General features: G+C 25.8%; 1 protein-coding gene. It reads left to right on the top strand.

The window, feature by feature from the left end:
* On the top strand, positions 1 to 799 hold a 799-nt coding region (locus IQC44_RS11440), incomplete at both ends, for a hypothetical protein (RefSeq protein WP_198306484.1).

Here is a 799-nt window from a genome sequence, read left to right as displayed (position 1 = left end):
CAAAAGGTAATATAACAGGAAATGTAAATGGAACAGCTTCAAATACAGGAACATTAACTACAAGTGGAGCAAATCAAACAATAACAGGAAATGTTGGAACTATAGAGAATTTAAATATAAATAGTGGAACAACAACAGTAAGTGGAAATATAAACTCTCAAAATACTAATATAAATAATGATTCAACTTTAGTTTTAGATAATTCAATAGTAAATTCAGCTATAAAAACAGGTACAGCAGGAACTGGGAATTTAAATTTAAAAGGAACAACAAATAATGTAACAGGAGATGTTGGAGAATCTGCGAAAAGATTAAATAATATTGAAGCTTTAGCAAATTCAAATACAACATTCAATGATGATATATATTCAAATAATATTAAATTAAATTCAAACTCTACAGTAAATTCAAAAGGAGATATAACAGCTAATGTTGCAGGAACAACTGGAACATTAACTACAAGTGGAGCAAATCAAACAATAACAGGAAATGTTGGAACTATAGAGAATTTAAATATAAATAGTGGAACAACAACAGTAAGTGGAAATATAAACTCTCAAAATACTAATATAAATAATGATTCAACTTTAGTTTTAAATAATTCAACCGTAAATTCAACTATAAAAACTGGTACAGCAAATACTGGAAATTTAAATTTAAATGGAACAACAAATAATGTAACAGGAGATGTTGGAGAATCTGGGAAAAGATTAAATAATATTGAAGCTTTAGCAAATTCAAAAACAACATTTAATAATGATATATATTCAAATAATATTAAATTAAATTCAAACTCTAC

This window comes from Arcobacter vandammei (genome assembly GCF_016106035.1).
GTDB lineage: Bacteria > Campylobacterota > Campylobacteria > Campylobacterales > Arcobacteraceae > Aliarcobacter > Aliarcobacter vandammei.
Note: the sequence above shows the minus strand (reverse complement) of the source record. Positions and strands in the feature narration are given on the sequence as shown.